Origin of the sequence: Burkholderia sp. AU33545 (genome assembly GCF_020419685.1) — a bacterium.
Taxonomy (GTDB): Bacteria; Pseudomonadota; Gammaproteobacteria; order Burkholderiales; family Burkholderiaceae; genus Burkholderia; species Burkholderia diffusa.
The window spans coordinates 1-24,062 of the sequence record NZ_JAIZRQ010000002.1 but is presented as its reverse complement, the minus strand read 5'-3'; the positions used below and the strand labels follow the sequence as shown (position 1 = coordinate 24,062).

General features: G+C 68.4%; 8 protein-coding genes and 1 pseudogene. 6 read left to right on the top strand and 3 right to left on the bottom strand.

Features of this window, described 5'->3' with window-relative positions; all coding sequences use genetic code 11:
- Positions 1-340: 340 nt before the first annotated feature.
- The 3 genes from LGM71_RS05950 to LGM71_RS05940 are packed head-to-tail and all read left to right on the top strand — an operon-like array spanning position 341 to position 5,162.
- Entirely contained in the window at positions 341-3,217 is a 2,877-nt protein-coding gene (locus LGM71_RS05950) for a xanthine dehydrogenase family protein molybdopterin-binding subunit (RefSeq protein WP_226114260.1), read from the top strand.
- Positions 3,214-3,903 (top strand): (2Fe-2S)-binding protein, encoded by a 690-nt coding sequence (locus LGM71_RS05945; protein ID WP_226114259.1) that lies wholly within the window; start codon positions 3,214-3,216, stop codon positions 3,901-3,903. Before LGM71_RS05950 ends, LGM71_RS05945 begins: the two co-directional genes overlap by 4 nt.
- The gene (locus tag LGM71_RS05940; RefSeq protein ID WP_226114258.1) at positions 3,900-5,162 is read left to right on the top strand and encodes a cytochrome c; all 1,263 of its coding nucleotides are present in this window, start codon (positions 3,900-3,902) and stop codon (positions 5,160-5,162) included. Before LGM71_RS05945 ends, LGM71_RS05940 begins: the two co-directional genes overlap by 4 nt.
- Positions 5,163-5,254: 92 nt before the next feature.
- Here LGM71_RS05940 and LGM71_RS05935 read toward each other — a convergent pair whose 3' ends face one another.
- The 3 genes from LGM71_RS05935 to LGM71_RS05925 form a co-directional block, all read right to left on the bottom strand.
- The gene (locus tag LGM71_RS05935; protein WP_174911803.1) at positions 5,255-5,425 is read right to left on the bottom strand and encodes a hypothetical protein; all 171 of its coding nucleotides are present in this window, start codon (positions 5,423-5,425) and stop codon (positions 5,255-5,257) included.
- A gap of 243 nt (positions 5,426-5,668) precedes the next feature.
- Complete coding sequence (gene pal, locus LGM71_RS05930) at positions 5,669-6,160, bottom strand: peptidoglycan-associated lipoprotein Pal (protein ID WP_059468012.1); 492 nt, start codon at positions 6,158-6,160, stop codon at positions 5,669-5,671.
- A 333-nt stretch (positions 6,161-6,493) separates the two neighbouring features.
- Entirely contained in the window at positions 6,494-7,750 is a 1,257-nt protein-coding gene (locus LGM71_RS05925) for a porin (RefSeq protein WP_226114257.1), read from the bottom strand.
- Positions 7,751-8,320: 570 nt separating this feature from the next.
- Here LGM71_RS05925 and LGM71_RS05920 point away from each other — a divergent pair.
- The 3 genes and pseudogenes from LGM71_RS05920 to LGM71_RS05915 all read left to right on the top strand — a co-directional run.
- On the top strand, positions 8,321-20,653 hold the full coding sequence (locus tag LGM71_RS05920) for an LWXIA domain-containing protein (protein ID WP_226114256.1): 12,333 nt from the start codon (positions 8,321-8,323) through the stop codon (positions 20,651-20,653).
- Positions 20,654-20,827: 174 nt separating this feature from the next.
- Positions 20,828-20,962, top strand: a pseudogene (locus LGM71_RS33360) (IS5/IS1182 family transposase); the annotation flags it as partial.
- 510 nt (positions 20,963-21,472) lie between these two features.
- On the top strand, positions 21,473-24,062 hold a 2,590-nt coding region (locus LGM71_RS05915), incomplete at its 3' end, for an ESPR domain-containing protein (protein ID WP_226114255.1).

Here is a 24,062-nt window from a genome sequence, read left to right as displayed (position 1 = left end):
GTGCGCATTCGCCGACGCGGGGGCAGGCGTCGTTGCCCACGGGACGATGTCGGGCAGTCGCCCGCGGACCGGTTTCGGCGCGCACCGCTCATGGCAGGCCCCTGGCGCGCGATCGGCCCGCGGCGATCGATACGCCCGCCGCGACACCGCCCGGTCGCGCACGTGTGTCGCCCGCGACCGGGCGCCGCAGCCCGTGTGAATCCCGTTATAAGAAATTCAATAAGTATTTCATGTGGGAAATACTATAGGCGATATATCTAAAACAATGCCAGAATGCGCGCCGCTCCGAACGCCGCGACACCCTATCGCCGTCCGAGCCGCATCAGGAGGTTCCCCCCACATGAAAAACCACGGCCTGTCACGGCGGGGTTTTCTGAAAGCCAGCGTGCTGGCGGGCGTCGCGGTGTATGTCGCGCCCATCGGCAGCCGCGCGTTCGCGGCGCTCTTCGAAGAAAAACTCCTCACGCCCGTCAAATGGGATAGCGTCACCGGCATCCCCCAATTCCGCATCGACGGCATCGCGAAAGTCACGGGCTCGAAAGTGTTCGCCCGTGACGTACGTGCCGCCGACATGCCGCACTGGCCGCAGCAGCAGTCGCACGCGCTGATCCTCCGCGTCACGCAGGCCGACCGCACCTACGAAGGCTTCGACCTGTCGCTGCTCGGCGACGAACTGAAGCCGGACCGCGTGGTCACGGCCGACGATCTCGCGCGCGACGGCGTCGCGTTCCCGGCGTTCTATGGCGACGACATGCTGTTGCCCGCCGGCAAGACGCCCGCGTATCTCGGCCATGCGGTCGCGATCCTCATCTACCACGACTTCGCGCGCTTCCGCTTCGCGAAGAACGCGCTCAAGTTCCGCGACGACGTGATCCGCTACGGCGCGGTCACGGGCCCGCTCGAGCGCGATCCGTGGGGCACGTTCCGCTTCGTTCGGGTAGGCGGCAAGACGGCCTATGACGACGACGTCTATTCGAGCCTGAAGGACGCGCCGATCTTCCCGAGCATGATGCGCAAGCACCTGCCGGTCTGGCCGGACGGCAAGGAGCACGGCAAGCTCGACGAGCAGGGCATGTTCCTGGCCGGGCAGATCGCCAGCGAGTTCGACCATCCGCCGGCCGACTGGCTCGTGTTCGACCGCGCGTACAGCACGCAGTCGGTCGACACCGCCGCGCTCGAACCCGACAACGCGAACTGCTGGTACGACGCCGCGACGCAGGCGCTGCACCTCGTCGTGCCGACGCAGTCGCCGCTCGAAGTGGCGGAGAACGCGGCCGCGATGGTCGCGAAATGCCGCTTCCCGGTGAAGAAACTGTTCGTGCATCCGTGCTACACGGTCGGCTACGGCTCGAAGGATCACTGCAACGTGCCGTTCTACGGCCTCGTCTGCGCGCTGTACGCGGACGGCCGCCCGGTGCGGTTCGCGAACGACCGCTACGAGCAGTTCCAGACATCGCTGAAGCGTCACGCGTTCAGGATGCATTACCGGATCGCGGTCGATCGCAACACGGGTCTCATGCAGTCGTTCAAGGGCGACTTCGAGGCGAACGGCGGCGGGCGCTCGAACTTCTCGCCGTCGGTGGCGATGGTCGGCGCGACGGCCGCGCAATCGATCTACTACTTCCCGAAGAGCGACCTCGCGGCCGTCGCGATCGCGTCGCGCGCGATCGACGCAGGCTCCGCGCGCGGCTACGGCACGCTGCAGAGCATGGCCGCGACCGAGATGGCGGTCGACGAGATCGCCGCGCAACTGAACCTCGATCCGATCGAGTTCCGCCTGCGCAACGCGCTGCGTTCGGGGATGAAGAACACGCAGGGCGCGATTCCCGCCGGCGCGCTGCGCGTCGACGAAGTGCTGGAACGTGCGAGGCAGCATCCGTTGTGGACGCGCCGTGCGGCGCGCAAGGCCGAATTCGAGGCGGCGAACCCGGGCAAGCGCTACGGCGTCGGCTTCGCGTGCGTGCAGAAGGATTTCGGCACGGGTGCCGAGGCATCGTTCGCGAAGGTCGAATTCGACGAGAACGGCAGGGTGTCGCTGCATCACACGGCTGCCGAGATCGGCACCGGGATGTCGACGTCGCAGGCCGTCGCGGTCGCGAAGTGGCTCGGTCGCCCGGCGACCGAGGTGCGCGTCGCAGTGACCGAATGGCCCGATCTGCCGGTCGAGACGAGCGGCGATCCGTACCTGATGTCGCAAGCCGACCAGGACCGGCTGAGCACGAATCCGCGCTGGTCGCCGGGCTATGCGTCGCCGTCGAGCGCGACGAACTCCGCGTACTACTTCACGCACAGCACGCGCGAAGCCGCGCGCGCGGTGTTCCGCTATGGGCTGTGGCCGGCCGCGATGTCGATCTGGACGCGCGGCCTCGGCGGCGGCCAGGCCGCGCCGTACACGATCCGCATCGAGGACGCGCGCTGGGTCGACGGCAAGCTGACCGCCGACGGCCTCGAGCCGCTGACGTTCGAGCAGCTCGCGAAGCAGGCGCATGCGCTCGGCCTGGCGACCGGCGCCGTCGTACACGTGTTCAACCGCTGGCAATGGACCGACGCCGAGTTCGACGTGGGCGGCGCGGTCGATCGTCTGCCGATCGACGGGCTGTCGCTGCGGATCGGCGCGCCGAAGACCGGCGACGACGGCCCGATGCCGGGCACCGCCGCGCCGGCCGGCGCGACCGCGATGCACGGCACGCTGGCGCCGACCGCGAACGGCTATCGCGTGCTGGACCGCAAGCGCGTGTTCATCCCGCCGACGAGCCGCAACAACGCGGCCGTCACGTACTACACGGCGGTCGGCACGCTCGTCGAGCTGGCCGTGCACGAAGCGACCGGCAAGGTCGAGCTGCTCACGCATCACTCGATCATGGAGTGCGGCAACCAGATCTCGCCGCAGCTCGTGTCGGGCCAGTTGCAGGGCGGCCTCGCGATGGGCATCGGCCATGCGCTGCACGAGTACCTGCCGCTTTACGAAGACGGCCCCGGCAACGGCACGTGGAACTTCAACCGCTACCAGCTGCCGCGCGCGACCGACGTCGCCGTGTGGTCGCAGACGGGCGACATCCTGCCGCCGCTGTCCGAGACCGATCCGCCGAAGGGTGTCGCCGAAGTGGTGATGATCCCCGTCGTCGGCGCGATCGTGAACGGCATCGCGCACGCGATCGGCCATCGTTTCACCGACTTGCCGGTGACCCCGCAAAAGATTCAGGAGGTGCTCGCATGACGACAGCCCAAACCGCCGCGTCGGCCGCGAGCGCCAGCGCGTCCGCGACCGGCGCATCCGCGCCGAACGCGGCTTCGGCCGCTCCGGCATCCGCGGCACCGGCTGCCGCACCGGCCACCGTCGAGCGTCCGCTCGTCCGCTTTCAGCAGAAACCGCTGTCGGTGAACATCAACGGCAAGTCCGTCGGCCCGATGCAGGTGCCCGAAGGGCTGATGATGATCGAGTTCCTGCACGAGTATGCGGGCCTCACCGGTTCGCGGCTCGGTTGCGGGCAGGGCATCTGTCACGCGTGCGTCGTGATCGTCGACAAGCCGGACGGCACGAGCGAGGAAATGCGCACGTGCATCACCGGCGCGCACTTCTTCCACGGCCGTTCGATCCGCACGATCGAAGGTCACGCGAAGCGCAACGAAGCCGGCGAAGTGGTCGAGCTGTCGCCGATCCAGCAGAAGTTCCTCGAGCACTTCAGCTTCCAGTGCGGCTACTGCACGCCGGGCTTCGTCAACGCGGCGACGGTGCTGATCGAACGCCTGAAGCGCGAGCCGGTCGCGAAGGCCGACGTCGAGCGCACGATCACCGACGCGCTGAACGCGCACATCTGCCGCTGCACCGGTTACGTCCGCTATTACGAAGCCGTGAAGGACGTGATCCTGACGACGCCGGGACTCGTGAAGGACGCCGCATGAAACGCACATTCGCCCATCGTGCCGCGCGGGCCGCGGGCCTGCCGGCACTCGCGGCCGCCTGCGCGCTGCTGCTCGCCGCCTGCGGCGGCCATGACGCGCCGGCTTCGAGCGCGGCTTCCGGCGCGCCCGGTGCCGACCAGGTCGCGCGCGGTCGCTATCTCGTGAAGGCCGCAGACTGCGCGGCCTGCCACACCGCGAAGGACGGCGCGCCGTTCGCGGGCGGTGCGCCGCTCGAATCGCCGTTCGGCACGTTCTACGGCTCGAACATCACGCCCGACAAGGACCACGGGATCGGCGGCTGGAGCGCAGACGACTTCTACGCCGCGCTGCATGACGGCAAGGCGCCGGCCAAGCGCCTGTATCCGTCGATGCCGTATACGTCGTACCGGCAGCTCACGCGCGCCGATACCGACGCGATGTACGCGTACCTGAAGACGGTGAAGCCGATCGCTCAGGAAAACCGCCCGCACGAACTCAAGTTCCCGTACAACCTGCGCTTCGGCATGGTGTTCTGGGACATGGTGTTTCTGAAGGACAGCCTGCCCGATGCATCGACCGGCCAGTCCGCCGACTGGCAGCGCGGCCGCTATCTGGCGGGCGCGCTCGGCCACTGCGCGGAATGCCACACGCCGCGTGCGTTCACGGGTCAGCTCGACGGCGCGAAGCCGTTCGCCGGCGCCGCGCTCGGCCGCGTGGCCGCGCCGGACATCACGCCGGCCGGCCTCGCCGCGCGCGGCTGGACGGGCACCGACCTGCAGACGTTCTTCGGCGTCGGCATCGCGCCGCAAGGCTCGGCGTTCGGCGAAATGTATCCGGTCGTGCACCTGAGCACGCAATACATGACGAAGGACGATCTGCGCGCGCTGTCCGTGTACCTGCTCGGCGATACGCCGCCGGCGCCGCAGGCGGTGAAGCCGGTATCCGCCGATGCCGCGCAGCTCGCGGCCGGCCGCTCGGTGTATCTCGCGGTGTGCGCGGGCTGTCATGGTTTCGACGGCGAAGGCAAGCCGCACGTGGCGGTGCCGATGAACGGCAATTCGACGCTGCGTCAGGGCGATGCGCGCAACCTGCTGGTCGCGATGCTCGACGGCATCGACGAGCAGAAGTTCGCCGGCTTCGAGAACCTGCAACCGATGCCGGGTTTCGCGCACACGCTGAGCGACGACGAACTCGCGCAGCTCGCGAACTACTTGCGCGCGACGTGGGGCGGCCAGCCCGCGAGCGTCACGCCGGCCGACGTGAAGGCCATGCGTCGGTAAGTCGTGCGGCGCGGCGGGGCGTCGCGCGCGAGGTGGCCGGCTTTCGGCCGCGCTCGTGCGTAACGCCCCGCTCGAGCCTTTCCGGCGGTGCTTCAGTAGCCGCCCCCTCCGCCGCCACCACCCCCGCCTCCGCTGCCGCCCGCGCCGCCATACCGGCTCATCCCGGGGCCTGGCGATACGCCGCCACCCGACGACGTACATCCGGCCGACAGCACCAGCATCAGTGCCGCGAGCAGCGCCGCGGCCAATCTTGCCGAATTCATTTCACTCTCCTTTCGCCGAGAATGCCGCGCGGCAGGATGGTTCGCGTGAACCGGCGACCGCGCGATGACGAAACGTTTCCGGCGGGCGGTTTATTCCATGCTTTTTGCGTATCGGCACATGGCGACATGGAGCGGGGCAGGCGCTCGCGCATGCAGCCGGGGCGCGGCGCGCCCCGCAGATTCGCTGCATCACGGGTAACGGGTGGTGAGTAGCCGGAATGCCGCCGTCGCGGCGGCATCCGGTCAACGATAGACGAGATCGGCGCGGCGGTTCTGCGCCCACGAATCCTCGTCGTGGCCGAGCGCAACCGGCTTTTCCTTGCCGAGGCTGACCGCTTCGAGTTGCGACGCCTGCACGCCCAGCGTTTCCAGTGCGCTCATCACGGCTTGCGATCGGCGTTGGCCGAGCGCGAGGTTGTATTCGGACGTCCCGCGTTCGTCGGTGTTGCCCTGGATCAGCACGCGGCGCGACGGGTGGCTGCGCAGGTAGTCGGCGTGCGCCTGCAGCAGCGTCTGGTATTCCGGCTTCACGGAGTACTGGTCGAAATCGAAGTAGACGCTGCGCTTCGCGAGCGGGCTGTTCGGATTGTTGAGATCGTCCGCCGCCACCGTCGCGACCGCTTCGCTCGATGGGGCCGGCGCCATCTCGGCATTCTCGGGCGTTTTCGCCGCGTGGTGACAACCCGCCAGCAGCGCGAAGGCTGCCATGACCGCAAATCGGTTCGTTTTGCTCATCGTGCGTCTCCTGCGGTTGACTGCGAGGAAAGCGTGGTGCGCGCGAACTGTCGCGTCACGCATCCGGCGAGACGGCACGAAAGTGCCGGCTTCCGTGCGCGATGCGCTTTCGTAAGCCGGCGATGCGCCATATGAAAGATTGTCTCGACCGGAACGCCGAAGCACGGCGCCGCTGCAACTAGATTAGGAAAAATGTCACAGCGTGACCAGTTTCTCGGCATTTTTCACACGGGAACGACGCAGGACGCATTCTTGCTTGCGCGGAAACCGCGGCATGCGCGGCGATGCGTGATGCGCCATGCCGGTGCGGGCGCGACTCGTGTCGCCGGGTCGTCAGAACTTGTGCCGCAACCCGAGCGCGACCACCAGCTGGTTGCTATTGGCTGACGGCGTCATCGTCCAGACGGTCGCGTTGAACGCGGGATTGCCGTTGCCGCCGCTCACGCTTTGATAGACGGCTTCGAGATACGCGTCCGTGCGCTTCGAGAACGCGTAGTCGGCCTGCGTGACCACATGGTTCCATTTCGGGCGCGTCTGGCCGGTGCGCGTATCGAAACGGCCCATCGTATACGTGTACGCGGCGGCTACGCTGAACGCCGGCGTGACGAAGTAGCGGCCATCGACCGTGAAGTTGTCGAAGACGAGCGATTCGCCCTTCAGCGGGGTGATGCCGCTGCCCTGGAGCACGCCGCTCACGCCGTCGGTGGCCGAGTGCGACCATGCGGCGCCGACCGAATGCGGGCCGAACGCATAGCGCCCGGCCACGGCCCAGATCTGCTGGTTGCCGCCCGTGATCGTCGCCGAGCCGTCGACCGTGCTCAGTGCGCCGTCCGGATTCGGCGCATTGCGGTCGCGGCTGATCTTCAGGTAACCGGCGCCGAGCTTCAGCGGTCCGTTCGCATATCCGAGCCCCGCGCTCCACACGGCGTTGTTCGAGAACGCGCCGGCCGTGTTCGAGAAACCGTACAACGCGCCGAACGTCAGCCCGCGATACGTCGGGCTCGTGTACTTCACCGCGTGGTTGATGCGCAGGTTGCGGTTCGAGTCGTCGTTGTCGTACGGATGCACCGCGAGGTTGCCGCCCCAGCCGGGGCCCGACGCGCCGAGCGGCGTCACGAAATCGAGGATCAGGTCGTACTGGCGGCCGAACGTGAGCGTGCCGGCCGTGCGCGAGCTCACGCCGAGCCACGCCTGACGGCCGAACATGTCGACGCCTTTCTGCGACAGCTTGCCGTTCGTGCCCGTGAAGCCGTTCTCGAGCGTGAAGACCGCCGCCATCCCGCCGCCGAGATCCTCGCGGCCGCGCAGCCCCCAGCGCGACGCGTTCAACGCGCCGCTCGTCAGCCCGACGCTGCCGCTGCCGGGCGAACCGGCACCTTGCGTACGCTGGTTGGTCGCGTAGGTGATCGACGTATCGATCAGGCCGTACAGCGTCACGCTGCTCTGCGCGTGCGCGACGCACGGAATCAGGCCGGCCGCGCAGGCGGCGAGCACTGCCCCCGGGAGCGCCCCGGTACGACGGCCGCGGCGGACGGCATGCGGCGTGGCAACGCGCGCGTTGGCGGGCTGGATGGTTTTATAGGAATGCATAGGATTTTTTATCGTTGGTCTCCGGCCCGATCGCCGGTGGGTCGCGTCGGCGCGCCGGCCGACTGATCGAGCGGCCATTATTGGAGATCGCGCGACCGTCGATTAAGCCGCTGCACAGGAAAGGTCCTCTGCGAAATCGCGTGGAATCGTGGCGTTTCGATGCGGGGTGTTTCCGTCGAATCGGCGCGCAATGGAACCATCGCGTGTGCGGAAGGATTCGGCAGGGCCGGGGCGGCTCAGCGTGAGCGTCGGTACTTTCACGAGCCTGCGGCGGATGTCGTCCGGGTGGTGATCCAACGCGCAGGGTCGTGTGTTGCTCGTTGGCGGCGGCATGTATTTCAGGTCTCGTGCGCGCCACCCGGCAAAATTTGCCGCCCGAAGCGGCAACGGTCGAATTGCCGCGTCGGGTTCATTCCGTTCGTAGCAGGAGTCTGCCCGCGCTGCCGCAACCCGGCCGGCGACTACGTAATGCGCGACTTTTTCACGCGTGCCCGTTCTGCACAATGGACCATTGCGCGTGGCCCGTCTGCCGCTGTGCCGGCACGTCACGCATGCCGCGGGAGAATGGACATGGTGTTGATGGCTGTGGGCGGGGGCGGGCCGGTGAACGTGCCGCAGCCGCAGAATGACGACGATCCGGCACCGAAGAACGGGGCAGGCAGCACCCCGCCGGCCCAGACGCCGGAACAGCAGGCCCTCGCGGCCGCGCAGGCCGAGACGCAGCGCTTGCTGCAGCTCGCGCAGGCCGAAATGGCGACGCTCAAGCGTCTGCACGACCAGGGCGCGTCGCAGGCCGATCTCGACAACCAGGTGAAGAAGGCCGAAGCCGCATGGGGCTCGGTGCAGGCGGCCGTCGAGAACCAGATGCGCGTCGCGGCGGACGGCGGCGGCGACACGAACAAGGCGATCGCGGGCGTGGCATCGGATCTGCGCAATGCGTCGCCGAACGATCCGGTGTTCGGCTCGGTGCTCGACGATGCGCAAAAGGCGGTGTCGGCCGAATCGGCGCCCGAGCGGGCGACCAACGTGAAGGCGTTCCAGTTCGCGATGGCGATGCAGAAGGATCAGGCCGCGAACGCCGACGTGCAGCAGTACAACGCGTTGCCGGGCGGCATCCGGCGCGCCGATCCCGACACCGGCGCGCAACTGCGCCAGGCGGCCACCACGGCCGACACGAACGCCGACGACGCATACACGGCACTCACCACCGCGTTGCGCCACGAATACAGCACGTCGGCCGCGACGCTGCGCCTGAACAACGCGAAGGCCGACTATGCGGCGTGGCAGAAGGAGCCCGGCGGATTGCGCCGCGCCGACGAGGCCGACATCACGCAGGAGCTGTCGCAGGCGCAGAGCCAGTACGACAAGGTCGTGACGGGCGGCGACGACACCGCGCTGACCTACGTGACGGCCGACGAGCAGAAACAGGTCGTCGCGTCGGTGAAGCAGAATCACGACGGCATGTGGTACACCGGGCTCGTCGACGCGCTGGGCGAGGAAAGCCAGCTCAAGCGCACGATCGCGACGATCAATCCCGACGATCCGTCGCTGTCGCCGCAGATGAAACAGCTCGCGCAGTCCGACCCGGTCACGTTCGCGCTGTTGCAGGACACCGGTGTGACCGTCGATCCGAACGACCCGAAACTGTCGCCGCAGGAGAAGACGCTTGCCCAGCAGAATCCGCTCGCCGAGGCGTTCGTCAAGCTGACGGGTGTTCCGGTCAGCACGGACGGCAAGAGCGAATCGGAAGCGCAAGCCCTGAACGCGCAGATCAACCAGGCGGGCGGCGTGTTCGCGTATGCGATGGCGCACGCCGACCAGAACCAGCCCGGGTACCAGAAGATCAAGCTGCTGCTCGCCGCCGCGCCCGACGTGCGGCTGCAATACACGAAGCAGCAGGTCGCGCAACTGATGGAGAATCCGGGCAGCAATCCGGGCGCGGCGCTTCAGGTGCTGAACACCAACATGAATGCGTCGTTCTCGCTGGACGAACGCCAGACGCTGTGGACGCAGGCGGGCCAGCCGCATTTCAACGCGAACTTCATCCATTCGCAGATCGATCCGCTGATGCAGAAGCCCGATTCGCAAGCGACGGACCAGGCCAGCATGCAGGCGCGTTACGACGGCCGGATGAATGCCGACAAGGCCGGCAAGTGGATGCAGGACATCCTCGCCAATGCCCCGCCCGAATTCGCGGGCGTCGTGCTCGATACCGTCGAGAAGGATTTCGGCAACAAGTGGACGCAGTCGAACACGGGCACGCCGCAGCCTTACGGCGACGGCATCGAGTTCTACAAGGGCCTCAGCACGGCGGTCGGGCTCGCCGATCAGCAGCCGACCGCGAGCGGCGAGCCCGTGCATCGTGAAGACGACGTCGCGAGTTGGCTGCTCGACGCCAACGGCAACGCGAAGACGATGATCTATACGTTGCGCGGCAGCGATGCCGGCTACGGGTTCGACGGTGTGCGGCAGGCGCTGTCGTCGGGCGTCGACCCGTCGTTGTCGAAGGCGCTGCTGTCAAAAATGCAGAACGACGACCGGTTCCGCTCGGGCTTCGCGAACGACTTCCAGCTGCGTTACGACCAGGGCACCAAGAGTGCCCAGGACAAGCAGAACAAGGACGCCGCCAACGCCAGCTACAAGCTGTTCCAGGCCGATCCGGACAAACAGCTGAAGGCGTATTTCGACGACTTCCAGAAGCACTTCGACGACAAGTCCTATACGTTCACCACCGGCTCCGATCAGATGACGAACTTCGTCGGCGCCGGGCTCGGGATCCAGCCGGACGACCCGGGCGCGACGCCGACCGACCGGAACGACGTGCCGTCGATGGCGCTGCTCGAACAGTTGATCGTCAGCAACGGGCAGTTGCAGAACGGTAGGGCGGTCAACAGCCAGTCGCTGTACGCGAAAAATTCGGCCGCGACGCAGATGATCCAGAACGTCGTCGATCAGATCCGCAAGGTCGGCGGCGACCACGCGGTCGTGTCGCTGGTGCCGATCTACTACGTGTCGAAGGGGACCGGCACCGCGCCGAGCGCGCTCTTCAAGGTGCAGGTGGAGGGACATCCGGACCAGTACAAGCTGATCGACGATCGCGGCTGGAAGTACGACACCGTCGACGACTACCAGCACAACAATGCCCTGTCCGACGACGGCAAGCTGTACGTGCCGAAAAGCCTGACGAACGGTCCGGCGTCCGGCGGTTTCTCGCAATACGAAACGATCGACGCGCACAAGACCGAGTGGTACCAGCACGCCGAACACATCCTCGAAATGGGTGCCGGCATTCTTGCCGCGGCCGGCGGTGTCGTGCTGGTTGCGAGCGGCATCGGGGCGCCGGTCGGCGGCCTGATGCTCGGTGCCGCGTGGACGGCTGTCGGCGCGGGCATGGCCGTCGGCGTGCCTGCCGCGATCGGCGACCTGAAGAACCTGAGCGATCACGGCCAGTCGATCGGCTTCGGCAACGTACAGGCGCGCGGCGACTGGATCAGCCTGATCGGCAGTGGCGCGGGCTTCGCCGGCGCCGGGCTCGGCGTGGCGGCAAAGTCGCTCGCGGAGGCATCGTCGCTGCTGCGCACGACGGGGCGGGTCTCCGACCTGCTGACGGCCGCATCGCGCGGCGACGGCGCCGCGGCCGACGTGGCCAGTGTCGGCCGTTTCACGCAGGAAGCCGACGCGTTCCAGTCGCTCGCGCAGACGACGGGCCGCACGGCCGGCGTATTCAATGTCACGGGCGGCCTGATCGGCGGCTACCAGATGGGCGACCAGGGCGTGTCGCTGGTCAAGAACTGGGACGCGATGTCCGATTCCGATCGCGCGCAGCAATTGCTCAACCTCGGCATCGGCATCGCGCAGATGGGGCTCGGTTCGCACACGCTGATGGAGCGGCCGATTCGAGCCATCACGAAGACGCCCGCACCGTCGACGGTGTCGCGGCCGGTCGCGATCAACGTCGTCGACACGTTGTACGGCAACGGACTGGCGAACCAGCGTCTCGCGGTCGGCGAGATCGGCAACCCGTGGCAGCACGCGGAGGCGCAGGCGAACAGCTTCGGCGAACCGGCCGACGACGGCGGCACGGTCGCGCCGGCCGACAAGGGGCTGCGGGCGCGCGTCGCCGCGTGGTTGCGCGCGCACCGCATGCAGGGCACGCCGGACGACGCCGCGATCGTGCCGCGGCTCGCGCCCGACGGCGAAGCGACGCCGGCCGTCGCCGACGCGCTGGCTGGCGACGGTGCATCGACGGCCCGGGCCGGCATGCCGACAAACGGTGCGCATCCAGCGTCCTGGGAGATCCCCGCGCATGTCGCGGCCGATCCGGCGATGCTGAGCGAGGTGGTCGGAGGAATCATCGAGAGCGGCAACCGGCTCGAGGACGTCGAGTACTACGTGTACGCGCTGGAGGATCCCGAAGGCAACGTGCGCAACCCCGAGGAAGACGGGCTGCCCGCGACCCAAAAGGGCAACATCGTCGACGACATGAGCGCGGCGCGGGCGGACCAGCGGCGTGCGAACGCGGCCGACGACGCGAAGGCGCGTGCGGCGGTTGCGCCCGACGAAGACGGCACGATCGGCGTGACGCGCTACACGACGTATCACGACGCGCTGATGGTCGGCGCCGACGGCGTGGCCGGCGGCCGCTACCGGATCGCGCTGGTCGATCAAGGGGCGCTCGCCGCGGACGGCTCGGTGCCGCCCGAAGCGGTGGTCGGCCACGTCGGGCTGACCGACGCCGGCGATGCGTTCATGCTGTCGATGAACGATGCGTACGACCGCACGCTGCGTGTGGCGTACCCGCGCGGCTTCGATCCGCAGAAGCCGTTGATTCGCAACGAGGGCGGCCGGCGCGTCGACGTGATCAACGCGCCATTCGGCATGAGCGAAACGCAGTGGGCCGCGTACCCGCGCCGCGAGGCCGACCTCGCGATCTATTCGGACAACCCGAGTCAGCCCGAGAACCGGCTGCCGGCGGGCGAGCGGCCGTTGATGCCGGTGCCGCCCGGCTATTTCGCCGTGTACGCGCATGCGTGGGCCGATGCATTCGCGAGCGCGACCGGCAAGGCGATGAGCGCCGAAGACATGGCCGAGCTGATTCGCCAGAGCGGCTGGGACGGCAAGTCGCCGGTCATTCTTTATGCGTGCGGCGCCGGCACGCGCGTGAGTCCGCTCGCGCAATTGCTCGCGAACGTGCTGGGCGTGGACGTGTACGGCGCAAGCGGATTCGTCGCATGGCGTTCGCCGCGCTATCGGGCCGACGGCAGCCCCGACTCCGGTTATGCGAGCGGCATCCTGATCGAACCCGGCGCGCCCGATCAGGCCGGCGTGCCGGACCATTCGGTCAGAGGCGAACCGCGTACGTACCGGTTCTCGCCGGCGCTGGCGGTCATCGACCAGGGCGCGCATCCGGTCGACTGGAGCGGCGTCGCGCCGCGCCCGGTGTCGAATCAGTGGGGCGGCAGCGCCACGACGGGCGACGCGCGCGTGCCGATCGGCGTGTACGTGTGGCGCCTGTTGACGAAACGCGGCTCGATCATCAATCCGCGCAGCGGCCGGTCGGCCAGCGCGCTCGAGATGACGCATGCGCTGGAAGAACTGGCGTGGAAAGGCTATACGCCGGGCACGCCGATCGCGCTGGACGGGCCGCGCAGCGGCGCCAATCCCGAGTTGCTGCAGGAATTCGCGGATCTGATCCAGGCGCCGGTATTCGGCCGGCTGGGCGACGACGACGCAGCCGGATGGCGGCGGGCGCTCCCCAATCCGGGCCGACGGCTGGCGCGCTTCGAGATCGAGCCCGACGTGAACGGGAAGTTCTCGCCGGGCGGCGCGCAGCCGGTCCGGATCAATCCGCTGGAACTGCGGCCCGTGCCGGGTTCGAACGTCGTGAACCTGCTCGGGCACGCGACCGCTCGGCAGTTCCTGAAGGTGTCGGGGTTCGACATCGCCGAGTCGCACGGCACGGCGCCGCGCGACGTGACCCTGGACAGCGCGGCCGCCGTCACGGAAGGCGGCAAGACGATTTCGCCGCGGCAATTCGCGCGCAAGCTGCTCGACGATCCGGCCTATACGGAAGGCAACGGCGTGCTGCTGACGGGCTGCTATCTCGGTGCCGGCGGTTACTCGTTCGCGCAGGAACTCGCGTACGAACTGCAGGTGCCCGTGATCGCGTCGATCACGTCCAACTCGGTGCGCGGCACCGGTGCGCTGGAACTGCATCCGATCGACGACAAGATCGTCCTGCCGGCAAACGATCCCGACGTCGCGACGCGGCTCTATCTGCATCTGCCCGAGGCGCCCGATGCGAGCGATCCGCCGATGGTGTTCGCACAGCGCGGCGAACCGGCGGCGCGCACGGCCGTGCACGACCATGCACCGGTCGAGCCGGTGCGCGCGATCGACGCGCAGATCGATCCGGACTCGGACAGCGGCCGTCGCGGCGCCGGCGGTACGCAAGGCGATGGCGGACGCCAGGACGTGACGCCGGGCGGGCCCGCGCATCCGCGGCTCGCCCCCGACGCGGAACCGGGCGAACCGCCAGTCTACGAGCCGACTCCGCTCGTCGAAGTCGGGCCGGGGCAGATCTACAAGGCGGACGAATGGGCCGCACGCGTCGAGCAGGTCGCCGAAGCCGAGGCCGACGACAGCCTGTCGGGGAAAACGCAGAAAATCTATCCGAAGACCAGCCGCGTCTATACGGACCGCCGGATCGCCAACGATGGCGTCGTCACGACGACGGTTCATGGTCAGTCGGTGCTGCAGCCCGGGTTCGACGACGTGACCGGCATCGACGCGACGCAACATCCCGAGTTCCTGCGTCCGGCCGATACACTGCTGATGCCGCCCGACGATCCACTCCATCCGATCGGCGCGCGCGGGCTGATGTCGCCGCCCGGTCATCACGTCGTGTTCGGCCACGGGATATCGGCCGACGCGATGCTGGGCCCGGAAGGCCGTCCGCTCACGCCGGACGAGGTGGCCGAGCGCGTGGCGCCGCATCTCGAACCGGGGCAGGACGTCACGCTGTATTCGTGCTTCGGCGGATCGAACAAGCACGATCCGCTGCGCATCGCGCCCGGGCAAGTACGGGCGGCCAGCACGACCTTCGCGGCGGCACTCGCGCAGCGCCTGTCCGAGCTGACCGGACGGCCGACATCGGTCTGGGCGCCGCCGGACATCCTGCTCGTCGAGCCCGACGGTTCGACCACCGTACGCGGCACGCGGCTGACCGGCCAGGTCGACAAGGATCGTCTGCCGATGCAAAGCTTCCGCGGCGATCCGGCACGCGCGGGCCGGCAGGCGCTCCCCGCAGGACGCGACGCGGAACCGGCCGCGACGACCGCCCGTACCGCGTCGCGCCCGCTCGCCGATCCGCCGCCGCGCCCGACGGTGCCGCGCGTGGCCGATCCGACGTTTGCCGATCCCGACTACGATTTCACCGCGATTCCGGACGACACGTTCGAATCGGTCACGCTCGATCATCCGTTCCGCACCGCGCTGGCCGAACGGCCCGGCGTGATCGGCGACGCGGCGCGCGTGACACAACCCGGCGGCACGGTGAGCCAGCGCTGGCCGAGCGGCTTCCTGGACGGCCCCGAACCGACCCGCGTGATCGACGGGGTGATGCAGGCGTTCGACGCGGCCGGGTTGACCAACCTGCGCGTGGAATTCGTGACGCGCGACGGCAGCATCGAACTCGGCAGCGGCACCGATTTCGGTGCGCTCGATCCCGAGGACGGCTGGTTCCGGTTCAACGGCACGGTGCCCGATGCACCGGCTACCGCTGCCACGCACGCGCCGGCCCGTTCGGCGACCGATGCCCGGCTCGCATTGCCGGAAGGCGCGCGGACGGTCGCGCACGACGATCTCGGGCAGGCAATCGATACGGCGCATACCGGCCCACGGAACCACGCATACGTGCGCACCGATGCGTTGCCGGACGGCACCGCCTTCGCACGGGACGACCTCACACCACAGGAACGTGTCGCGGCCAGCGCGTCAGCGAACCTCGCCGTGGTCGAGGGCCAGGCACCGATCGACGTCGTGCTGCTGTCGGCGCTCGGCCACGATCCGGCTCGCGCGTTGCGCATCACGACGCCCGATGGCGGCGAGCTGGTCAAGCCGGCCGGTGTCGACATGTACGTCGTGCGCACCCGCGACGCGGCGACCGGCGAGGTGTCGTACCGGCTCGTCGGCATCGATCGCTCGGGCTTGCCGGAAGGCTATGCGGCCGTGCATGCGGGCGGCATGCGTGCGGTCGGGGCGACCGACGGGCGCCCGACCTGGCCGACGATCGGCCAGGCGGGGCCGGCGGCCGGCCGCCTTGCCGGCACGGCCGGCGAATCGTCCGGCGCGGCGGCGCCTGCCGCCGTATCCGGTCATGCGAACCAGCCGGGCGTGCCGCAGGGCGCCGCGGTGGCCGAAGCGAGCGATCCACAGGCGGTTGCCGCGACGTGGCTCGACAGCCTCGGCCGACGCACGCTCACGCGCGTCGATGGCCAGCGCGCGCCGACGCTCGACGGGTTGGGCCGCCAGCTCGGCCCGAACGCGCACGTGCTGATCACCGCGCATACCGACGCGCCGGCCGCCGAGGCCGAACACGCGGCGCCGGCGTTCGTCGCGGTGCTCGAGACCGACGAGCACGGCGCGCTCGGCCCCGTGCGGATGCTGGACGGCAAGCGCGTGCCGGGCGCGCTGCGCAAGGCGCTCGGGAAGACCGGCAGCAGCGGGCGCACGGCACGCCGTCAGTTCGATTTCTTCGTGTCGCCGGTGGCGCACGACGAGCTGATGCAGTTCGGCGGCGCGTCGAAGATCGAGACGCGGGACGGCAAGTCGTCGTGGTCCGTGACGGCGTCGGGTCATCCGGTCGACGCCGCGCTCGCCGCAGACGTGGCGAAACTGCACGACGCACCGGGTTTCAAGCGGCCGCGTCAGGCCGTGCGTGCCGTCGAGGGTGAGCGGCGCTGGATTCACGTGGTCGAAGACGAGACGGGCAAGGTACTCGGCTACGCGGAGCGCAACACGAACCACGAATGGAAGTACTACGAAAAAGCGCCGCTCGGCGACACCGAGGTTCCCGAGCAGGATCTGCGCACCGTGTTCCGGCGACGGCGCAGGGGCGGCATTCCGGTCCTGCGCTCGCCGCGGCGCGGCATCCGGTTCGTCGTGAGCGACGTCAAGCCGGAAACCGTCGATCGAATCGGCGGCTTCCGGCCGGCGAAGGAAACCACCCCGGCAGAGAAACCGCCGCACCGTTCGCTCGGCGATCTTTTCCAGTCGAAGGTGCCGCTTCGCCGGCCGCTCGAGCGCGCGGAGCAGGGCGGTGAAGGCAACACGGCAACGCGGCCGCCGGTCGATCCGCATTTGCTGCCGTCGCACACATCCGCGCTCAATGCGGTCGATTTCAGCGGCAACAGCGTGCCGCACCTGCTGACTGCGATCCGCAACGGTGCGGTTGACGGCAACCAGCACGTGATCTACGTGTTCAGGACGGACGGCGCCGTGGCCGAGGCGCTCGGCGATCCGGTCGGCGTGATCGCCGCGCGCAACGGCGAGATGCGGTGGTTCGACGCCGTCCGGCACGCCAACAACCCGCATCACCAGGGCGTACCGCTCGACGAAATGCCGATCGGCAACGACCGGTTCGGCTCGGACGTGCATTTCCTGCTCACCCAGTTGCCGCCGCGCGCGTTCCTGCGGAGTGCGCGGCCGACGCGCATCGCGGCGCTCGAAGCGCGCGCGAAGGCGCTGCGCGAGCAGCTGTCCGACGCGGAAGCGCGTGGTCAGCATTCGGCGCCGTTCAGGGCGCTCGCGGCCCGGACGCGGCACGGTTACAACGAGGTGCTCAACGACTTGCAGCGCTTGCGGCGCAGCGGCACCGCACCCGCGCCGCTGTCGATCGAGCCGTACCAGCCCGGGCTCTCGTCGTCGACCGTCGTCGCGTTCAGCCTGCGCAATGGTGCGGCGAAAACCGAGCAGTATTTCCCGACGCACGACCAGATCGAGGCCTACAACAAGCAGGCGCAGCGTGCCGGCAAAGTGAATCTCGTGCTGAAGGGCGAGCCGCAGGCCGTGATGGTCGACCCGGGCATGTGGCGCACGCTGCTCAACAAGCTGTACGTCGGGCGCGACGTGTCGACGTCGGCGTCGCGCTTCCTGCCGGTGCCCGGCAAGCTGCGCGCACGCACCCGGCGCTTGGGCGCGGCGACCGTCGCCGACCAGCGGATCCGGTATTTCTTCACGCGCTCGAGCGAAGCATTGCAGGACCGCATGGTGCCGATGGCACGTTCGCTGTCGCTGAGCGACGATCCGGCGCTGATGCGCAAGATCGTCGAGCAGTACGGCGGTGTGACGCCGGTCGTCACGCTCGTGGTCGATCCTCATCTGCTCGCGGCCGTGCTCGGCAAGGCGCACGATCCGGATTTCCTGCGCGCGGTGAAGGCGCTCGGCGACCAGAAGAACGCCGTGTTCGACGGCGAGAACGGGATGATTCATCCGGCGCCGGGCACGGATGGGACGGCACTCGCGCTCGATCATCTCGCACATCTGAATCGCTGGCTCGACGAGGCGGCGCACACCGGCTTCGCGATCCGGCTCGAAACGGCGCCATCGCGCGCGCTCGTGTCCGGCACCGACTACCGGTACCAGTCAGGCACCAACGACGCATACCACGACTACGTGCGCGTCATGACGGCGCTCGAGAAGTGGTCGAACGAACATCCCGATACGACGGCGCCCAACGTGATGGTCACGTTTCACGGATGGGACGCGGTGCCCGAATCGGTGCCGGGCGCAGGGCACGAGAAGCTGTTGCGCGCCGTGCTCGAGCGCGAGGGGCTCGAATGGGTCCACGTCGGCCTGTCGCTCGGCACGCACGGCGCCGACTTCATCGGCAACCAGGACCTGACCGGCGCACTCGCGAAACTGATCGTCGAGAACCGCGCGCGACCGGAAATCATCGATCGCCTGCACGGTGCCGATGCGCTCACGCGCGTGTTCGAGCGCGTCGACCGCCAGACGCTGGCGAACCAGCATCAGCTGCTGTTCGCGGAGGTCGAGCGGATCGGTGCCGCGCAAGGGATGACGCCCGCCGAAGTGGCCGCGCTGCGCCAGAAGCTCTACGAAGGCAACACGACCGTGTGGCTGAACCAGGCGCGCAAGGCGACGATCGAGCATGCGACGGAACACTGGAAGGGCGACGGCAACGAGCCCGGCAACAAGACGGAGAAGGGCGCGCGCAGGTTCGCCGCACGCTGGCTGGAGCAATACGGCGCCAGCGTGCCGGACCGCGTGACCACCCGAGCGCAGCCATCCGCCGGGGACCCGGCCGACCACTGGCGCGCGGTCGTGCGCGATCCCGCGCTGATCAACGATGGCACCAAGCCGATCGGTACCAGCCGGCGGGAGACCGCACAGCTCGCCAAGGTCGAGATTCCCGACGCGAAGCGCGCGCAGGCGGAGCTGCACGCACTGCGCGTGCACGACGAGCCTATTGGCACGAACCGACGTCCGCCGTCGCGACGGCGGATTGCCGGCGAAATGACCGCCGCCACGCTGGCCGGCGGGACCGGCGCGGGCGCGCTCGTCGCGACGGGCAAGGAGTTCGTGGGTACCGCGACGAATTCGCTGTACGCCGGGCTGCGCGTCGGCCGCGTGTTCCAGGCGCTGCATCACGGCGCGGTCGCCAGCCTGAAGAACGGCGATCCGCGCGTGTTCGATCGCGTCGTCGACCGCCTCGTGCGCGGCCTGCAGAAGCAACTCAAGGCGAACGGGTTCGACGCCGACGCGCGAGGTACGCAGCTCGAACAGATTGCACACGAAGGCAAGGCCGCCGCCGCGCAGTTGCGCGCGCTGAACGAGGACGGGACGCTGTCGTTCGACGAAACCGCGACGCACACGCAGGCGATCGCGGCCGACATGCTCGCGCAGATGCAGGGCGTGGTCGGCGGGACGTCACTGAAACTGCTGCACCATGGCAGCCCGCGGCACGCGGTTGGTCGGTTAGGGCGGCTGTTCGCACTGGGAGGGTACGGTGGCTCGATCACGATCAACGGGGCCAAGTTCCTCCATGGCGACGGGCTGGCCGGCGGGCAGGCTTTGGGCGGGATCATCAGCGCCGTCGCTACCGGGATCGTCTACAAGGGTGGTTCGCGCGGCGTGAATGCGGAGAATCGCAGTCAGCTGGCGCGGATCGCGAGCGCGACCGGCGACTACGTGACATCGGCCGTTGGTCTGGCAAGCGGCATCCACGGCGCAATGGCCGCCCACACGTTCGGCGACGGGATGACCGGCATGCTCGGTGCGATGTCCGGCGCGCTGCTGGGCGCCGGCCGCCTGCATACGCAATTCCCGAATGCCACGCCGTGGCTCGCGCGCTTGCCGACAGGCATCGCGCTGTTCCCGGTGGCGATCTTCGGGATCATGCAGGGGTACGGCGTGATCTCGGCGTTGACGGGATCGGACGACAAGGACAAGCATCCCGGTTCCGGTCCGTCGCCGACGCCTTCGGGTTCGAGCAGCACGACGCCGACGCCCGGGGCCTCGCTCGCACCGACGCCCGGGGCGACGACGGCGCCGGCGGCTCAGCCGAGTGCGTCTGCGTCATCGACGCCCAATGCGCCGCCGTCCGGGACGCCATCCGCGCCGGCGCAGCCTTCGACGGGTTCGCCGCGCCCGACGCCAACTCCGCTGACGGTGCAGGTGGTCGCCGGCGATTCGTTGTGGACCATTGCGGAAAGTCACGAAGGGTCATTGCTTGCAGCCGCTCGCGTACCGGCCGACGAACAGCAACGGATGTCGGACGGTCAACGGATCAACGTCGCGTTGAACGAGATCCTGCAGCTCAACCCGAACCTGGCGAGCAATCCGGGGGAGATCAATCCGGGGCAGCAGGTGATCGTCGGGTGAGGGGGCGCGCGGAACGCGTGCGTGGTCTGGCCGTCGCACGGGGCATACGCGCTCACTTCGACGATCGGGCAGGGAGGGCGATCAGGATTCCGCGCGTGAATGGCAGCGATCTGTGGGAGGCGATCTTTAACAGGCCGTTCAAATACTCCGGTCCGTCCTGCACGATGTAGGTTCCCGAGATCAAGGAAGAGCAGGCCGACGCGAGGAAAGAGCAATGTGGCGCCGGCGCTGCCGAGCGATCTTGGTCATATGCTGACCGACGATCGGCACGGTCTGGTGGTCAATGTTCAATGTACAGGCCAGCCGGGCGAATGAGCCGAAATCGAACGCTTCGCGGTGGTCGCCGCGAACGGCCGAAGCGAAAATACGTCCGGCCCGACAGTAACTCAACGATCTGCTAGCCCTGGTTCAGCACGGATACCGCGTACCGCGGATTTGCCCGCCGCCGTGGTAATCGGGTTCAAGAAGTCCGCCGAGACTGCTGGGGACGGCAGCAGCGGGTGGATGCGCATGTTCAGCAACGCGGGGAAGTGGATGGGTTGATCCGCCTGACACAGTGGGAAACAGCGCGCCGGGACGACTCAACTCTTTTTTCGGGATTCGGCCGGATGCCCGGTGAGCGGCGGGTCCGCGACCGCCTTGGCAATGTTTCCTGCGCAGGTGTTATATTGCGCGCGCATGCGTCCCGACCGGTGAACCAAGAAAGACAGTATCCGCGTACCGGCACGCCAGAGAACGAAAACAGAAACGGGTCCGTCGCGCCATCGGTCCATCGTCTCCGTGACCAGCGCCATGGGTCCATGCAACGAGGGGATCAATATGAACCGGGTCTATCGGCTGGTCTGGAGCCGCACCTTGCGTGCTCCGCAAGTGGTATCTGAACGCACAAAGGCGGCGCACGGCGGGGGCCGCGCCAGCGATGGTGCCACGCCCGCGCGCCGCTGCACTTCCATTGTTTCCATCGGCGTGTCGCTTGGTCTGGCTGGCGCGGCCTTACCCGGCTGGGCCACCACGTGTTCTACCAGCACCATCGCCAATTGCAGCGCTGCCGGCGGCAACGGCCTTCCGAACCGCAGCGGCAACGGTGGCAGTGGCAATGGCGGTGGCGGCGGTTCATCCGCGCTAGGTCCCGGTAACGCCACGATACAAGTGCCCGGCGGGGCTACTTCGGGTGGCACGGGCGGTACCGGCGCGGTGAACGATAGTGGGCAGGTTGGCCCGGCTGGCGCAGTGGGCGCAACGACCGCCGGGAATACGGTCGTTGGTGCCGATGTTTCCGGGGGGGCCGGACAGGGGTTCGACGGCTTCAACTTTGCCGCAGGTGGCGGCGGCGGCGGCGCTGCCGTGTATTCCACCGGCGCCAGTATCTTCATCACCCCCGGGGTGACCCTGCAAGGCGGTGCGGGCGGGAATGGCGGGGCCGGCACATCGGGGCCTGCGTCGAATGGCGGCGGCGGCGGCGGTGGCGGCGCAGGATTGATCATGGTCGTGCCTTCCGCAGAAGTGAACAACCAAGGCTTGCTGGTCGGCGGCAATGGCGGCGCCGGCGGTGGCGGCGGCAATCCTGGCGGCGGCGGTGGCGGCGGCGACGGGCTACTCACCTTGGGGCAGTCGATCCTGGTCACTAACCAAGGCACGATCACGGGCGGGACGGGCGGTGCCGGTGGGGGTGGCGGCACCACCGCCGGAGACAGCGGTGCAGGTGTCAATCTGGCCGGCGGCTTTAACGTGCTGGACAACTTCGGCACCATAACGGGCGGTGCAGGCAACGGCGGCGCGGCGGGCGTGGGCGTCATCGCAAACAACGACTTCATCGTCAACGGGGGAACGATCAGCGGTGGCCTGTTAAGCGATGGCGTCACGCGCGCGGCGGCCATTCGCTTTAACGGCACGCACAACACGCTGCAGTTTGTCACGGGCTCCAACATCATCGGCAACCTGGACGTAGCGGCAGGCGCAGCTGCCTCGGTCGTCGCCGGGAGCGCCGGCCTTTCGCTTGGCAACAACATCACGCTTGGCGATACCGCGTCGCAGGTCACGTTCGATTCCAGCCTCAACACCTTTGTGATGTCGGGCGCCGTGTCCGGCGCGGGCAACGTGGCCGTGAGCGGCAACCGAACGATCACGCTGACGGGTGACAACACCTATACCGGCGACACCACAATCAGCGCCGGCGCGCTGCAGATCGGCAATGGCGGGACCACCGGCTCCGTCGCAGGCAACATCGTCAACAACGGCACGTTGGCGTTCGACCGCAGCGACACGGTGTCGTATGGCGGCACCATCAGCGGGACGGGCAGCCTCGTGCAGGCCGGTGCAGGTACGCTGGCGATCTCCGGTGCCGCCGGCTATGCGGGGAGCACCACCATCAACGCCGGCACGCTCGCGCTGATCGGTGCCGGCAGCATCGCCGCTTCCAGCGGCGTCATCAACAACGGCACGTTCGACATCTCGGGGACGACCTCGGGTGCCACGATCAATGCGCTTACCGGCACGGGCACGGTTGCGCTGGGTGGCCGCACGCTGACGCTCGCCAATGCGGCCGGCACGTTTGGTGGAGCGATCAACGGGACGGGGGCAGTGACCGTCGGCGGTGGTACGCAGACGCTGTCTGGGGCGAATACCTACACGGGCGCCACCACCGTCAATGCCGGCACACTGGCGTTGACCGGTGCCGGCAGCATCGCCGCTTCCAGCGGGGTCGTGAACAACGGCACGTTCGATATCTCGGGGACAACCTCCGGTGCCACGATCAATGCGCTCACCGGCACGGGCACGGTTGCGCTGGGCGGCCGCACGCTGACGCTGGCCAATGCGGCCGGCACCTTCAGTGGTGCCATTGGCGGCACCGGCGGGCTCACCGTTGCGGGCGGCGCGCAGACACTGTCGGGTGCCAATGGCTTTACCGGAGCAACGTCGATCAACGCAGGCACGCTCGCGCTGTCAGGCACCGGCAGCATTGCCGCGTCCAGCGGCGTCATCAACAACGGCACGTTCGACATCTCAGGGACGACCTCCGGTGCCACGATCAATGCGCTCACCGGCACGGGCACGGTTGCGCTGGGTGGCCGCACGCTGACGCTCGCCAACGCGGCTGGCACCTTCAGTGGTGCCATTGGCGGCACCGGCGGGCTCACCGTTGCGGGCGGCACGCAGACACTGTCGGGTGCCAATGGCTTTACCGGAGCAACGTCGATCAACGCAGGCACGCTCGCGCTGTCAGGCGCCGGCAGCATTGCCGCGTCCAGCGGCGTCATCAACAACGGCACGTTCGACATCTCGGGGACGACCTCCGGTGCCACGATCAATGCGCTCACCGGCACGGGCACGGTTGCGCTGGGTGGCCGCACGCTGACGCTCGCCAACGCGGCTGGCACCTTCAGTGGTGCCATTGGCGGCACCGGCGGGC

Bases quoted from the DNA above. Each gene is read 5' to 3' on its own strand.
- LGM71_RS05950 (WP_226114260.1), top strand. From the start codon at position 341: ATGAAAAACCACGGCCTGTCACGGCGGGGTTTTCTGAAAGCCAGCGTG.
- LGM71_RS05945 (WP_226114259.1), top strand. From the start codon at position 3,214: ATGACGACAGCCCAAACCGCCGCGTCGGCCGCGAGCGCCAGCGCGTCC.
- LGM71_RS05940 (WP_226114258.1), top strand. From the start codon at position 3,900: ATGAAACGCACATTCGCCCATCGTGCCGCGCGGGCCGCGGGCCTGCCG.
- LGM71_RS05935 (WP_174911803.1), bottom strand. From the start codon at position 5,425: ATGAATTCGGCAAGATTGGCCGCGGCGCTGCTCGCGGCACTGATGCTG.
- pal (WP_059468012.1), bottom strand. From the start codon at position 6,160: ATGAGCAAAACGAACCGATTTGCGGTCATGGCAGCCTTCGCGCTGCTG.
- LGM71_RS05925 (WP_226114257.1), bottom strand. From the start codon at position 7,750: ATGCATTCCTATAAAACCATCCAGCCCGCCAACGCGCGCGTTGCCACG.
- LGM71_RS05920 (WP_226114256.1), top strand. From the start codon at position 8,321: ATGGTGTTGATGGCTGTGGGCGGGGGCGGGCCGGTGAACGTGCCGCAG.